11 protein-coding genes are annotated in these 13056 nt (G+C 66.3%); 7 read left to right on the top strand and 4 right to left on the bottom strand.

The genetic code is table 11. From position 1 onward, the window contains the following. Positions 1-92: 92 nt before the first annotated feature. A complete protein-coding gene (locus IHV84_RS09315; RefSeq protein ID WP_198846658.1) occupies positions 93-1565 on the bottom strand; it encodes a deoxyribodipyrimidine photo-lyase in 1473 nt (490 codons plus the stop codon). 21 nt (positions 1566-1586) lie between these two features. On the opposite strand from IHV84_RS09315, the gene IHV84_RS09310 reads away from it, so the two are divergent. The 6 genes from IHV84_RS09310 (at position 1587) to IHV84_RS09285 (ending at position 6457) form a co-directional block, all read left to right on the top strand. After that, entirely contained in the window at positions 1587-2186 is a 600-nt protein-coding gene (locus tag IHV84_RS09310; RefSeq protein WP_044398812.1) for a YqgE/AlgH family protein, read from the top strand. After that, positions 2183-2650 (top strand): Holliday junction resolvase RuvX, encoded by a 468-nt coding sequence (gene ruvX, locus IHV84_RS09305; protein ID WP_198846657.1) that lies wholly within the window; start codon positions 2183-2185, stop codon positions 2648-2650. Before IHV84_RS09310 ends, ruvX begins: the two co-directional genes overlap by 4 nt. Next, positions 2647-3168, top strand: coding sequence for a bifunctional pyr operon transcriptional regulator/uracil phosphoribosyltransferase PyrR (gene pyrR / locus IHV84_RS09300; protein ID WP_198846656.1), 522 nt, complete (start codon positions 2647-2649; stop codon positions 3166-3168). The genes ruvX and pyrR overlap by 4 nt, the downstream gene beginning before the upstream one ends. A gap of 2 nt (positions 3169-3170) precedes the next feature. Then, positions 3171-4133 carry an aspartate carbamoyltransferase catalytic subunit gene (locus IHV84_RS09295; protein WP_044398807.1) on the top strand — a complete coding sequence of 321 codons (963 nt, stop codon included), beginning with the start codon at positions 3171-3173 and terminating at the stop codon, positions 4131-4133. Positions 4134-4346: 213 nt separating this feature from the next. Then, the gene (locus tag IHV84_RS09290) at positions 4347-5642 is read left to right on the top strand and encodes a dihydroorotase (RefSeq protein WP_044398804.1); all 1296 of its coding nucleotides are present in this window, start codon (positions 4347-4349) and stop codon (positions 5640-5642) included. A 71-nt stretch (positions 5643-5713) separates the two neighbouring features. Next, positions 5714-6457: a 1-acyl-sn-glycerol-3-phosphate acyltransferase gene (locus IHV84_RS09285; protein ID WP_066788778.1), complete on the top strand. Its 744-nt coding sequence runs from the start codon at positions 5714-5716 to the stop codon at positions 6455-6457. Positions 6458-6539: 82 nt separating this feature from the next. Here IHV84_RS09285 and IHV84_RS09280 read toward each other — a convergent pair whose 3' ends face one another. Both IHV84_RS09280 and IHV84_RS09275 read right to left on the bottom strand, forming a co-directional pair. Next, complete coding sequence (locus IHV84_RS09280; RefSeq protein WP_198846655.1) at positions 6540-8162, bottom strand: methyl-accepting chemotaxis protein; 1623 nt, start codon at positions 8160-8162, stop codon at positions 6540-6542. A gap of 253 nt (positions 8163-8415) precedes the next feature. Beyond that, the gene (locus tag IHV84_RS09275) at positions 8416-9483 is read right to left on the bottom strand and encodes an ABC transporter ATP-binding protein (protein WP_198846654.1); all 1068 of its coding nucleotides are present in this window, start codon (positions 9481-9483) and stop codon (positions 8416-8418) included. A 131-nt stretch (positions 9484-9614) separates the two neighbouring features. On the opposite strand from IHV84_RS09275, the gene IHV84_RS09270 reads away from it, so the two are divergent. Next, on the top strand, positions 9615-11243 hold the full coding sequence (locus tag IHV84_RS09270) for an iron ABC transporter permease (protein ID WP_066788787.1): 1629 nt from the start codon (positions 9615-9617) through the stop codon (positions 11241-11243). A 160-nt stretch (positions 11244-11403) separates the two neighbouring features. On the opposite strand, the gene IHV84_RS09265 is transcribed toward IHV84_RS09270, so the two are convergent. Further along, positions 11404-13044: a PepSY-associated TM helix domain-containing protein gene (locus tag IHV84_RS09265; protein WP_198846653.1), complete on the bottom strand. Its 1641-nt coding sequence runs from the start codon at positions 13042-13044 to the stop codon at positions 11404-11406. Positions 13045-13056: the final 12 nt, after the last annotated feature.

The following is a 13056-nucleotide window of genomic DNA, read 5'->3' as shown; positions in this document are numbered from 1 at the left end:
CTCAGGGCGCTTTTTTCATGGGTGGCAGATACCGGGTGCAAGGGGCGATAGCGCGCCACGGGGCGCGCGCTGCGGCCTCACCGGGTGGCGTGTTAGGGCGCTGCTGCCTTCACCACCGCGTAGCGCTCCAGCGTTTTTTTGCGTGCCTCATCGTGTTGCACGATGGGAAGAGGGTAGGTGTGGCCCAAGGTAACACCTGCTGCCTGCAATTCCAGCGGCCTGGCCGCCCAAGGGGCGTGCAGCGCGGCTTTGCTCAGCCCAGCGAGCTGCGGCAGGTAGCGGCGTATGAACTTGCCCTCCGGGTCAAACTTCTCGCTTTGGCTGACCGGGTTGAAGATGCGGAAATAGGGCTGTGCGTCGCAGCCGCTCGAGCTGGCCCATTGCCAGCCGCCGTTGTTGGCGGCGAGATCAAAGTCGTTGAGTTGCTGCGCAAAATACTGCTCGCCCCAGCGCCAATCAACGCCCAGATCCTTCACCAGAAAGCTGGCCACCACCATGCGCAAGCGGTTGTGCATGTAGCCCGTCTGGTTGAGCTGTGCCATGGCAGCATCGACCAGGGGATAGCCTGTTTGCCCGTCGCACCAGGCCTTGAACAGCGCTTGTGCCGTGTCACCCTGCTCCCACGCGATGGCGTCATAAGCGGGTTTGAAGCTGCGCTCTGCCACATGGGGGTGGTGGTAGAGAATCTGGAAGTAGAAATCGCGCCAGATCAGCTCATTCAGCCAAGTGGCAGCGCCTGGGTTGCCCTGCTGTGCCAGGGCGTGCGCGGTGCGCGCCAGCAGCCGGGGCGAGATGGTGCCAAAGCGCAGGTGCACGCTGAGGTAGCTCGGCCCTTTCACGGCTGGAAAGTTGCGCGTTTCTTCGTAACGCTCAATGCGCTGCAGAAAATCATCAAACAATTGCTGCGCACCCCGGCTTCCCGTGGGCAATTTCAGCTGACCCAGAGTGCTTTGTTCAAAGCCGATCGCACCCAGCGTGGGCACGGGGCGCGTGTGTTCTGGCGGCCGCGGCGCCAGTCGGTGTGCGTGGCGCTCTACCGGGTAGCTTTTCAGGAAGAAGGCATTGATTTTGCGCAGCCATGCATTTTTGTACGGCGTAAACACGCTGTAGGGCGTGCCCGATTGGGTAAGCACCTCGTCCCGCTCCAGCACCGTATGGTCTTTGTAGGTGTGCATCGCCACACCGTTTCGCGCCAGCTGGGTGCGCACAGCGTTGTCGCGTTGCAAGGCCTGGGGCTCGTCGTCGTGGTTGGTGAAGACGGCATTCGCACCCAGCGCCTGGGCCAGCTGGGGCACGGCATCGACGGCTGCCGCGTGCAGCACGATGAGGCCTCCCTGCGCGTGGCCACTCAACTCACGCAGATGAGTATCCAGCTCTACCAGCGATTCGCGGATGAACTCCACGCGCCGGTCGGCCCGGGGCAGCGAGGCGAGGATGTCAGTGTCGAAGACAAAAACGCAATGCACTTGCTGGCATTGGGTCAGTGCGTGGTACAGGGCGGCATGGTCCAGTGCGCGCAGGTCGCGCCGGAACCAGACAAGGCCGGTGGCGTAAGAGGGCTCCATGTTCACCGTTAAAATTGGACAATGTCTTCTGATTCTGCGCCCATCAACCTGACGCATCATTTTTTGATCGCCATGCCCGGTCTTGAAGATGAGTCTTTCGCGCGCAGTGTGGTGTACCTGTGCGAGCACAGCGAACGCGGTGCTCTGGGTCTCATCATCAACAAGCCCTCCGATATCACCCTCAAAGGCCTGTTCGACAAGGTCGATTTGTCCTTGCGCCGCGAGGATCTGACCCAGGAACCCGTGTTTCAGGGCGGCCCGGTGCAAACCGAACGCGGTTTTGTGCTGCATGAGCCCATGCTCGCAGGCACCGAAAAAGCCGATGAGTCCGCCTATGCCTCGAGCATGGCGATTCCTGGTGGCCTGGCCATGACCACCTCCAAGGACGTGCTGGAAGCCCTTTCCACGGGCGCCGGGCCTCGCCGGGTGCTGGTCACGCTGGGGTATTCATCGTGGGGCGAAGGCCAGCTGGAGTCTGAGCTGGCTGAAAACGCCTGGCTCACCGTGGGCGCCGATTTGTCCGTGATTTTCGACACGCCCGTGCCCGAGCGTTACGACCGTGCGCTGGGCTTGCTGGGCTTGCAGGCCTGGATGCTCTCTCCTGAGGCGGGGCACGCATGACCGGGCTTCCCGCTCAGCCTACCGCTTCCGTCCAGCCCGCCGTTCCCGCGCAGTTTCAGACTTTTCTTGCTTTTGATTTTGGCCTCAAGCGCACGGGGGTGGCCTCGGGCAACCGCATGCTGCGCACGGCCAGCCCGCAGGCCACCATCAAGGCCGAGGGTGACGCCCGCTTCGCCCAGGTGGCCCAGCGCATCAAGGAATGGCAGCCCGACGCGCTGGTCATCGGCGTGCCCTACCACCCCGACGGTGCAAGCCACGAGAACACGCAGCGTGCCCTGAAATTTGGCCGCCAATTGCGCGGGCGCTTTCGTCTGCAGGTGTTTGAGGTGGACGAGCGCTACAGCACCACCGAAGCCCATGCCGAGCGGTCGCGCGGCGGATCCGGTTTTGCCAGTGGCGCCAAGGATGCCGACGCCGCCTCGGCCTGCATCATCCTGGAACAGTTTTTGAGGAACCTCCCATGACGACTTCTCCTGCCGGCCAGGCCGGCAGCCTCGTGCTCGACGCCGAGGCCCTGTACCGCGAATTGCTGCGCGGCGTGCGCAGCATGCTGACCCCCACCACGCGCCTGGCGGGCATTGCCTCGGGCGGTGCCTGGCTGGCCGAGCGCCTGCAAAAAGACCTGGGCCTGGAAGGCCCCGCCGGGGTGCTGTCATCGGTGATGCACCGCGATGACTTTGCCCAGCGCGGGCTGGCCGCCGGGGCGCAAACGGCGCTGCCCTTTGATGTAAACGGCGCCGATGTGCTGGTGCTCGACGACGTGCTCTTCACCGGCCGCACCATCCGCGCCGTGCTCAACGAATTGTTCGACTACGGCCGCCCTGCCAGCGTACGGCTGGCTGTACTGGTGGACCGGGGTGGTCGCCAGTTGCCCGTGCAGGCAGACTTTGCTGCCGCCCGTGTGGCGCTGCCGGGCAGCCAATCGCTGGCCCTGGCGCGCAATGAGCAGGGCACTTTCCAGTTCCAAGTCCAGGAGGCCTGACCGTGCTGCACAAGCGCAACCCCCAACTCAACAAGAACGGCGAGCTGATCCACCTGCTCTCCATCGAAGGCCTGCCGCGGGACATCGTCACGCACATCCTCGACACCGCTGCCAACTTCGTGAGCGTGAACGACCGCGAAGTGAAGAAGGTGCCGCTGCTGCGCGGCAAGAGCGTGTTCAACCTGTTCTTCGAGAACAGCACGCGCACGCGCACCACGTTCGAGATCGCGGCCAAGCGCCTGTCTGCCGACGTGATCAACCTCGACATCGCGCGCAGCTCGGCCAGCAAGGGCGAGTCGCTGCTCGACACCATCGCCAACCTGTCGGCCATGGCGGCAGACCTGTTCGTGGTGCGGCACAGCGAATCGGGTGCACCGTACCTGATTGCACAGCACGTGGCTCCCCATGTGCACGTGATCAACGCGGGCGATGGCCGCCATGCCCACCCCACGCAGGGGCTGCTGGACATGTACACCATCCGCCACTACAAGAAGGATTTCAGCAACCTCACCGTGGCCATCGTGGGCGACGTGCTGCACTCCCGCGTGGCGCGCTCGGACATCCATGCCCTCACCACCCTCGGCGCGGCCGAAGTGCGTGTGGTGGGCCCACGCACGCTGGTGCCGGGCGACATGGCGCAGATGGGCGTGCGCGTGTGCCACACGCTGGAAGAGGGCATCAAAGACGCCGACGTGGTCATCATGCTGCGCCTGCAGAACGAGCGCATGAGCGGGGCTCTGTTGCCGTCCAGCCAGGAATACTTCAAGAGCTTTGGCCTCACGCAGGAAAAGCTGCAGCTGGCCAAGCCCGATGCCATCGTGATGCACCCCGGCCCCATCAACCGCGGCGTGGAGATCGACTCCGCTGTGGTCGATGGCAAGCAAAGCGTGATCTTGCCGCAGGTGACTTTCGGCATCGCGGTGCGCATGGCGGTGATGTCCATCGTTGCTGGAAATGAAGCCTAACCCCCGCAACGCAATGCCCCCTGTGCCGCTTCGCGTCATCCCCCAAGGGGGACGCCACCCCTGGCCCGGCGAAGCCGGTTCCACGGTGGCACTGGCATTTGGTCGGCTGTGGTGCAAATAGGCGGGCACAATGTTGAGCGATGTAGATGCTATGTATTTAATAGCTGCTTGCGCTTATCCGGTAAGCGTTAGTGGCCAATTTGGCTTGAAATCATGAAAATCCTGATCCAGAACGGCCGTGTGATCGACCCCGCTTCGGGCCTTGACCAGATCTGCGACGTGGCCGTGGCGGCCGGGCGCATTGTGGGCCTGGGCCGCGCCCCGGCAGACTTTGCCCCCACTCGCACCATTGATGCCTCGGGCTGCATCGTCTTGCCCGGCCTGGTGGACTTGGCGGCGCGCCTGCGCGAGCCCGGCCATGAACACGAAGGCATGCTCGAATCCGAGATGGCCGCCGCCGTGGCCGGTGGCGTGACCAGCCTGGTCTGCCCGCCCGATACCGACCCCGTGCTTGACGAGCCGGGTCTCGTGGAGATGCTCAAGTTCCGCGCCGAGAAGCTGCACCAGTCGCGCCTGTTTCCGCTGGGCGCTTTGACCCGCGGTTTGGCCGGCGAGGTGCTGACCGAGATGGCCGAGCTGACCGAGTCCGGCTGCGTGGGCTTTGGCCAGGCCGAGGTGCCGCTGGCCAGCACCCAGGTGCTGCAGCGCGCCCTGCAGTACGCCGCCACCTATGGCTACACCGTGTGGTTGCGCCCGCAAGAGATGCACCTGGGCAAGGGCGTGGCCGCCAGCGGCCCGCTGGCCACGCGCCTGGGCCTGTCGGGCGTGCCCGTGGCGGCCGAGACCATTGCGCTGCATACCATTTTTGAACTGCTCAAAACCACGGGCACCCGCGTGCACCTGTGCCGCATCAGCAGCGCTGCGGGCGTGGAGCTGGTGCGCCGCGCCAAGGCCGATGGCCTCAAGGTCACGGCCGACGTGAGCATCAACTCGCTGCACCTCACCGACGTGGACATCGGCTTCTTCGACAGCCGTGCCCGCCTCTCGCCCCCGCTGCGCCAACAGCGCGACCGCGATGCGCTCAGCGCCGCGCTGGCCGATGGCACCATCGACGTACTGGTGTCAGACCACAACCCTGTGGACGAAGACGCCAAGACCCTGCCGTTTGCCGAGGCCGAGCCCGGCGCCACCGGGCTGGAGCTGCTGCTGTCGCTGGCGCTCAAGTGGTCGCAAGACCAGGGTGTGCCGCTGCAGCGCGCCCTGGCTGCCATCACTGCTGAACCCGCGCGCGTGCTGGGCACGGCCCTGGGCACGCTGCAAGCCAGCGTGGGCCAGTTGGTCGAAGGCGGCGTGGCCGACCTGTGCGTGTTCGACCCCCAGGCCGCCTGGACGGTGCAGGCCGACGCCCTGCGCAGCCAGGGCAAGCACACACCGTTTTCGGGCTACGAACTGCCCGGCTGCGTGCGCGCCACCCTGGTGGGTGGGCATGTGGCGTTTGAGCGGGCCTGAATGCGCTTGAAGGGTTCCAGGCCGCCCGAGCAAGGCTCTTGCGTTGCGCTGCGCGACGCGCCGGGGTTCTTGTGAAGTTGCCACGCGCGCTGTGGCGCTGTGCGCGCCTGCTGGGCCATGTGCTGCATGGCCTGTGGGTGGTCACGCTGCGTTTTCCGCGCATGTCGCAAGAGCAGCAATACATCCGCGTGCAGGCGTGGTCGCAGCAGCTGCTCGCGTGTGCCGGTATCTCGTTGCGGGTGCAGGGCACACCGCCGGTGCGCGGCCCGGTCATGCTGGTGGCCAACCACATTTCGTGGCTCGACATTCCGGTGATGCACGCGGCGCGGCATTGCTGCTTCATCTCCAAATCGGACGTGCAGGGCTGGCCCTTGATTGGCACGCTGGCCACTGCTGGCGGCACGCTGTACATCGAACGCACCTCGCGCCGCGACGCCATGCGCATGGTGCGCACCATGCAAGAAGCCCTGCAGCGCAACGAGGTGCTGGCGGTGTTTCCGGAGGGCACCACGGGCGATGGTCGTGCCATGCTGCCCTTCCATGCCAACCTGCTGCAAGCCGCTGTGGCGGCCGATGCGCCGGTCGTACCCGTGGGGCTGCGGTTTGTTGACAAGGCCACTGGTGCCACCAGCTTTGCGCCCAGCTACATCGGTGACGAGACCCTGCTGGGCTCCATCTGGCGCACCCTGAGCGCCCCGGCCATTGAGGCGGTGGTGACGTACGGCGAGCCCGAAACCTCCCAAGGCCGTGACCGCCGCGAATGGGCCATCCACCTGCAGGCTGTGGTGGACCAATTGCGCCAGCAGCAGGGCTGAGCAACGCCGCTGCTGCTGCTCCGCCGTGGTGGGCTTGGCAAATCAGGCGCGGCGATAGCTCCTGGCTCACCGCCTCAGCTCTTCAGGCGCTTGGCAGTGCTGGCATGCGGACAGGGCCCGGCACCGGCAGCGCCTCGTGCTGTGGGGGCAACACAAACTGGCTGATCAGGTGCGTGAGCTCGTTGGCCTGGTGGCGCAGGCCCTCCGAGGCGGCGGCAGATTCTTCCACCAGGGCCGAGTTTTGCTGCGTCATCTGGTCCAGGCGCGCCACGGCCGTGTTGATGTCGTTGATGTCGCGGGTCTGCGAGAGCGTGGTGGTGCTGATGTCGCTGATCATGCTGGCGACGTTGCGAATCGACTCCACGATCTGGCCCATGGTGTGGCCCGCGCCATTGACCAGGGCGGTCCCGGTCTCCACGTTCTGGGCCGAGGTCGCGATCAGCCCCTTGATCTCGCGGGCGGCTTCGCCCGCGCGCATGGCCAGCTGGCGCACTTCGGCCGCCACCACGGCAAAACCCCGGCCTTGCTCGCCCGCGCGGGCGGCTTCCACCGCGGCGTTCAGCGCCAGGATGTTGGTCTGGAAAGCAATGCTGTCGATCACCCCGGTCACTTCCTCCACCTTGCGGGACGACTGCTGGATGTTCTGCATGGTGTGCACCACCTGGGCCATCGCGTTGCCGCCCTCGGTGGCCACGGCCGATGCCTGGCTGGCCATGTGCTCGGCGCGGGCTGCCGTTTCGGTGGATTGGTGCAGGCGTTGCGTTACCTGCTCCAGCGCAGCGGCCGTTTGCTGCAGGCTGGATGCCGTGCCTTCCGTGCGCTCGGACAGGTCGGCATTGCCCTGCGCAATCTCGTGGGCTGCCAGGCGCACGCTCTGGGCGGACTGGCGCACCTGCATCACCAAGGTGCGCAGGGCTTGCTGCATGGTGTTCAGGGACAGCAGCAACTGGCCTGCCTCATCCCGGTTGTGCCCTTCGATGTTCTCGCGCAGGTCCAGGCTGGACACGCGCTGGGCCGTGGCGTTGGCCGCGCCGATGGGGCGCGAAATGCTGCGCACCAGCCACCAGGTCAGCACGCTGCCCAGCAGCAGGGCTGTGGCGCAAAACAGGGTCAGCGCCACCTGGGCGCGTTGGCTGCTTTGCGCAATCTGGGCGCCCGCTGCGTCAATCGCATCGCGCTGCGATTGCGCCAGCTGCTGCAACGACCCGAGCAGGGCGGCGGCACTGGGCTCAAAGCGTTCCGTGAACACCTTGCGGATGCGTTCGGTCAGGCCAAAGTCCCGCGCCGTCACCAGTTCTTTGACGGCGGCCTGAAAGTCTTGCGCCTTGTCGTGTGTGCCGGTGAGCAGGGCTTGCTCCGCAGGCGTTTGCAGGCGCGTGGCCAGCTGGTCCATCAGCTCGCGGTAGTGGGTTTGGGTGCGCTCAATGTCGGCCGACAGAATCTCGCCCACTTCAGGCTCGGAACTCAAGGCCATGGCCTTGTAGCGTTCGGCGTTGATGGCTTGCAGCCGGTACGCATCGGCCACCAGGCGTTCGGTGGCCACGTTGTTTTCAATGGCCTGGCGGGTGGCTGCGTCCACGCTACGCAAGGACCATACGCCAATGGCAGAGCCGGCCAGCGTGAGCAAAAGTACGGTCACGAAAGTGGCCAGCAGGCGGCGACCAAGGATGTTGGTGGTGCGGGGTGCAGGAGCGGTAGCGATCATGGCAAGTCGGTGGAACCCACCTGCGTTCGCCGGGCCCCTCACTGACGGGGCTGCACTGGCACCTGCGCGCAGGCGGTGGCATTGGGCAATATCACCCAACGCCATTGGGCCTGCAAAGTGTGACAATTTGTTTGCATTGCGGCTGGACTATCGCCACCTGCTGCAACCTTGTCAAATTGCTATGAAAAATATAGCTGCCACCGCTTTTTCAGCGGGCGCTAGAGGCTGATTTGATGCAAATTGTCCGGTGGCTTCATGCGCCGCGAGCGAAGGTCACCACATGGTCCACCTGGGCGCGAATGCCAATCCACTCGCCCACCGCATGGTCGTGGTGGCTGGGCACGTGGGCCATGACCTGAAGGCCGCTGCGCAGTCGCAGGGTGTACAGAAATTCTGATCCGCGAAACGCCTTGCGCACGATCTGCGCCTGCACCGGTGCGTGGTCGTCGTGAACGATGTCGTCGGCCCGCAGCAGCACGTCGCATTCACCGCCGGGGTAGCTGCTGGGCAGGGGGCATTCGGCCAGGTCGGTCAGGTCGCCCAGGGGGGTTTGGGCCACCACGTTGGTGCCGCGCTGCACCAGCGTGGCTGGGGCAAACACGCCATGGCCGATGAAGTCGGCCACGAAGCGGGTGGCCGGGCGGTGGTACAGGGTGTACGCGTCGTCCCACTGGTGCAGGTGGCCCTCGTTCATCACGCCGATCACATCGCCAATGGCAAAGGCCTCGAACTGGTCGTGCGTCACGAACAGGGCGGTGGCCCCTGCGGCTTTCAGAATGCCGCGCACCTCGTGCGCCAGCCGTTCGCGCAGGTCTACGTCCAGGTTGGAAAAGGGCTCGTCCAGCAGCATGAGCTGCGGGCGCGGCGCCAGGGCGCGCGCCAGGGCCACGCGCTGCTGCTGGCCGCCCGAGAGTTCGTGGGGGTAGCGGTTCTCGCTGCCTTCCAGGCCCACCAGTTGCAGCACTTCGGCCACGCGGGCAGCTTGTTCGGCGCGCGGCAGCTGGTGAATGCCAAACGCCACATTACGCCCCACCGACAGGTGCGGGAACAGCGCGTAATCCTGAAACACCATGCCAATGCGGCGCTGCTCGGGCGGCACGCTCAGCGTGGCGCTGCTCACCACGCTTTTGGTCAGGCGGATTTCACCGCTGGAAACAGGCTCCAGCCCCGCTACGGCACGCAGCAAAGTGGTCTTGCCGCAGCCAGAAGGGCCGATGAGCACGCCGATGTCGCCCGCATGCAAGCCCAGCGAAACACCATGAACGGCGGCTTGTGCGCGGCCCGCGTAGCGCACATCGAGTTGGGAGACCTCTAGGAACATCCCGCCATTCTAGGTGGCGAATGCTTAAAATTCGCATTTGCATCCCAGCCGCCGCGGCGCGCAAGGGCCGTGCCGCCCTGGCGGGTGGCCCCCTGGCGCTGTGTTCCATCCGCCTCCATAGATTGCCCGTCTTGCGCCGCAGCCCCTTTGCTCTCCGTTCCCTGGCCCTGATTTTGTTGGCGGGCGTGCTTGCCTTGCCGGTATTGGCGGTGCTGGCGTCCTGGCTCCCCTGGGGGCAGGGAGACGCCCAGGCGGGCAGCATCTTGCGCGAGATGGCGGCCACGGTGCTGCCGGGCTATGTGGGTACCACCCTGTGGCTGAGTGTGATGGTGGCCTTGGGCGCGGCCCTGGTGGGCACCGCTGCTGCGGCGGCGGTTACGCTGTTTGATTTTCCGGGGCGGCGCACGTTTGAATGGCTGTTGCTGCTGCCGCTGGCCATGCCCGCGTATGTCACGGCCTATGCGTACACCGACTTTTTGCAGTTCAGCGGCCCCCTTCAGGTGGGCTTGCGCAACATGTTTGGCCTGGAAGGCCGCCTGCTGCCCGAAGTGCGCAGCCTGGGTGGGGCGGTGTGGGTGTTCATCTTCTCGCTCTACCCCTATGTGTACCTGCTGGCCCGCACAGCTTTGGGTGAGCGTGCGGCACAGCTCATGGAGGCAGCGCGGTTGCTGGGTGCCCCGCTGCCGCGCCGCATCCGGGCGGTGGCCTTGCCCCTGGCCCGCCCGGCCGTGGCTGCAGGCGTGGCGCTGGTGCTGATGGAGACCCTGGCCGACTTCGGCGTGGCCAGCTACTTTGGCATTCAGACCTTCACCACCGGCATCTACAAAGCCTGGTTGTCCATGGACAACCGCCTGGCGGCGGCCCAGCTGGCCACCATGCTGCTGGTGGTGGTGCTGGCCCTGTTGCACCTGGAGCACCGCGCCCAAAAGCGCATGCGCTTTGCCGCCGGTGGGGTGGGGCGTGCGGGCTCGTCAGAGGCGCAACCGCTGGTGCTGCGCGGTGGCTTGCGCGTGGCGGCATGGCTGGTGTGCGGCCTGCCGGTGCTGATGGGTTTTGTGGCACCGATTGCTTTCATGCTGCGGCCGCTGGCGGCAGATTGGTCGGTGCTGCCCTGGGGCCGTTTTGTGGAATGGGCCTGGCACAGCGTGCGACTGGGCGGCATCACTTCTGCCCTGGCCGTGGCCGTGGCGTTGACGCTGGCCTTTGCCGTGCGCCGTCGCCCCGATGGCGTGACACGCGGCGTGGTGCAACTGGCCAGCCTGGGCTATGCAGTGCCGGGCGCGGTGATTGTGGTGGGGCTGCTGCTGCCCGTGGGCTGGCTGCAGGCCGCCGTGCCGCAGTGGGGCATTGGCGCGCTGGTGACGGCCACGGCGGTGGGCATTGTGTGGGCCTACCTGGTGCGCTTTTGTGCGGTGGCGCTGCAGTCGGTGCAAAGCGGCTATGCGCGCATTCCGGCCAGCCTGGATGATTCCGCCCGCATGCTGGGCATGGGCAGCCTGGGGCTGATGGCGCGGGTGCATTGGCCGCTGCTGCGCCGCTCTACCGCTGCCGCCGCGCTGCTGGTGTTTGTGGACGTGATGAAGGAGCTGCCCGCCACCATGGTGCTGCGCCCCTTCAACAGCGACACCCTGGCCGTGGTAGCCTACCAGCTGGCACGCGACGAGCGCCTGGGCGAAGCCGCCTTGCCGTCGCTGGCGCTGGTGGCGGTGGGCCTGGTGCCGGTGATTCTGCTCAGCCGCACCTTGCGCAGCCGCCACTGACACGGCTTTGCCTTCCAACGAATCACGTCGTTGGTTCGCCTTCCCGTGATACAGCACGGTCTGCCATTTCCTGTCCGGTGATCTGAGGGAATGCAAAACCGTATGAGCTTGCGGCGCGGCGTCGTTGCCGCCTCGCAGCCTGCTCATCCGCTCGGAGCCGTCAAACATTGCCAGCTTGCGGGCTGGCCCTGCCGGTAGGTGCGCTCGCTGCAGCTGCCCGCGCGGTGCGTGGGTGTGCCAGTCCTGCACCTGACCGCGCCTTGACCCGCAAGCGCCGCCAGCTCACCACCACCCCTGTCACGCTCAGGGCCGTGCCACCCAGGCTCAGCACGATCAGCACCACGTCCCACAGCGGGCGGCGCTCCAGCAGGGGCAGCCAGTCCCAACTGTGCAGCATGGAAAACAGCCAGCGGCTGGTGCGGCGGTGGGTGTCGGTGCGGCCCAGCACGGTGCCCGTGCGTGGGTCGATGTGCACCCAGGTGGCATGCGGGTCGGCAAACACCACCCGCCACACGGGCAAGGGCTTGTCGGCGCCACCGCCCATGGTGTGCGGGGCCCGGTCGTAATAGTGCAGGTCGTACGCGTTCAGCGTTTGCACTTCCTGTACGGGCGCGTCCACCAGGCGTGCGGCTGCGGCGGTCAGCTCCCGCGGGGCGATGGCATGGTGCGCGGCGGTGGTTGCGTCCAGCAGCGTGGCCACGCTGCCGGGGCTCCAGGCCTGCACCACGGTGTGGCCCGCCGCGCGCACCCAGCGCAGCTCGCGCACGTTGGGCGTAGCCTGTGCCAGCAAGGCCTGCACGCTGGCCAGGGGTGCCCCATTGGCCAGTTGCAGGGGGCCGCCGTGCATGGCCGCGGTGCGCAGGGGCGGTGCACCGCTGTCAAACAGCTTCCAGGGGTTCATCGACATCAGCCCGCTGAACACCCAGGTGATGGTGACCGCTGCGAACAGCAGTCCCGTGGTGTGGTGCCACTTCATCATGCCGCCGGGGTAGGGCGAGCGTGAACCGCTTTTGTAGCGTGGCCCGGTGAAACGCCAGCGCAGCACGCCCACCACGGTGCCCGTGAGCGCCAGCACGACGCCAGCGATGGACAGCCAGTTCACGATGTCCGTCCAGTACCTGTCGAACATGTTGCCCCGGAAAGGGTAGAGCCAGTGGATCCATGCGCCTGCGTAGTTCCACAGGCGTTCCGTGCGGGTGGCGTCGCGCACCACCTCGCCCGTGGCGTTGGAGACATACACCACCGTGTCGTCTGCGTCACCCAGGGCCACGGTGTGCAAGGGTCGGTGCATGTCCAGCGCCCTGGAATGGGTGAACGCGTCTTCGCTCACCATGCCCAGGTGCTGGGGGTAGGCGTCTGCTGCCAAGGCGCTGTCACGCGACGAGGCGAAGGTTTGGGCCGATGCCAGCGCGTGGGCGGCTGATACGTTGCGGATCAGCTCGCCCGTGGTGGCATCGATGACCACCGGCGCTGTCTTGGAGCGCCGTGCAGCCTTGCTGCCGGGCTCAAGTTCAGTGGCGGGCGTGGCCACATACACGGGGCGACCGCCACTGGCCAGCGCCAGCCGCAGCTCTTGCAGTGGGCCCTGCAAGCCTGCCGCTTGCAGGGCCTGGGCAGGTTGCAGCGCAATGGGCACCCCGCGCAGCGGGGGCAGGTGCTCCAGCCGCTCGGCCGGTGTGAGCTTGGGGTAGCCCACGTACATCATGACGATGCCAGAGATGAACCAGAGGGCGAAGACGCTGCACAGCAGCACCCCCAGCCAACGGTGAACCAGGTAAAGCCAGCGTTTGGCGTGCCGCATGGGGTGCTCTGC

It is taken from the genome of Acidovorax sp. IB03 (assembly GCF_016406015.1).
GTDB classification, from domain to species: Bacteria; Pseudomonadota; Gammaproteobacteria; order Burkholderiales; family Burkholderiaceae_C; genus Acidovorax; species Acidovorax temperans.
The sequence above is the reverse complement of the archived record's forward strand: the minus strand, read 5'-3'. Positions and strand labels throughout refer to the sequence as shown.

What these genes read in the sequence shown, in the direction of transcription:
- IHV84_RS09290 (WP_044398804.1), top strand. Translation starts at nt 4,347, where the DNA reads ATGAAAATCCTGATCCAGAACGGCCGTGTGATCGACCCCGCTTCGGGC.
- IHV84_RS09280 (WP_198846655.1), bottom strand. Translation starts at nt 8,162, where the DNA reads ATGATCGCTACCGCTCCTGCACCCCGCACCACCAACATCCTTGGTCGC.
- IHV84_RS09275 (WP_198846654.1), bottom strand. Translation starts at nt 9,483, where the DNA reads ATGTTCCTAGAGGTCTCCCAACTCGATGTGCGCTACGCGGGCCGCGCA.
- IHV84_RS09315 (WP_198846658.1), bottom strand. Translation starts at nt 1,565, where the DNA reads ATGGAGCCCTCTTACGCCACCGGCCTTGTCTGGTTCCGGCGCGACCTG.
- IHV84_RS09265 (WP_198846653.1), bottom strand. Translation starts at nt 13,044, where the DNA reads ATGCGGCACGCCAAACGCTGGCTTTACCTGGTTCACCGTTGGCTGGGG.
- ruvX (WP_198846657.1), top strand. Translation starts at nt 2,183, where the DNA reads ATGACCGGGCTTCCCGCTCAGCCTACCGCTTCCGTCCAGCCCGCCGTT.
- pyrR (WP_198846656.1), top strand. Translation starts at nt 2,647, where the DNA reads ATGACGACTTCTCCTGCCGGCCAGGCCGGCAGCCTCGTGCTCGACGCC.
- IHV84_RS09310 (WP_044398812.1), top strand. Translation starts at nt 1,587, where the DNA reads ATGTCTTCTGATTCTGCGCCCATCAACCTGACGCATCATTTTTTGATC.